Consider the following 397-nt stretch of genomic DNA (forward strand, 5'->3'; position numbering starts at 1 on the left):
GGATTGTTGGAGCGGCGTCTTCGGAAATGTGCTCGTCGGCGCGGTCACTGCTAATCTACTGGGATGACAGCGGGATCGTGCTGGCCCGGAAGAACGCACTCTTTGCGGGCCACGATGCGGGAGCCGACAACTGGGCGACCATCGCCTCGCTCATCGAGACGAGCAACTTAAATGACGTCGATCCGCTTGCGTATTTAACCAGCACCCTCACCGCCATCGCTAAAGGCCATGAGCAAAGGCGGATCGATTGCCTTCTTCCGTGGAGATACTCGACGCTCCATTGCAAAACGTAACCATCATCTTGGCGGACCCGGCGGATATGATCCTCCAACGGGTTTTCTGACACGACTTTTGACATGGTGCCACCTCAGGTTAGTGGGTTGAGGGAGCGGTTCAT

At 56.7% G+C, this 397-nt stretch carries 1 protein-coding gene; it reads left to right on the plus strand.

Annotation, left to right across the window (positions count from 1 at the left end; genetic code table 11):
- Positions 1–293 (plus strand): transposase domain-containing protein (locus AF337_RS39085; RefSeq protein ID WP_244471388.1); only part of this gene is annotated, 293 nt, incomplete at its 5' end.
- Positions 294–397: the final 104 nt, after the last annotated feature.

The sequence above is a fragment of the Rhizobium ecuadorense genome (genome assembly GCF_001187535.1).
Taxonomy (GTDB): domain Bacteria; phylum Pseudomonadota; class Alphaproteobacteria; order Rhizobiales; family Rhizobiaceae; genus Rhizobium; species Rhizobium ecuadorense.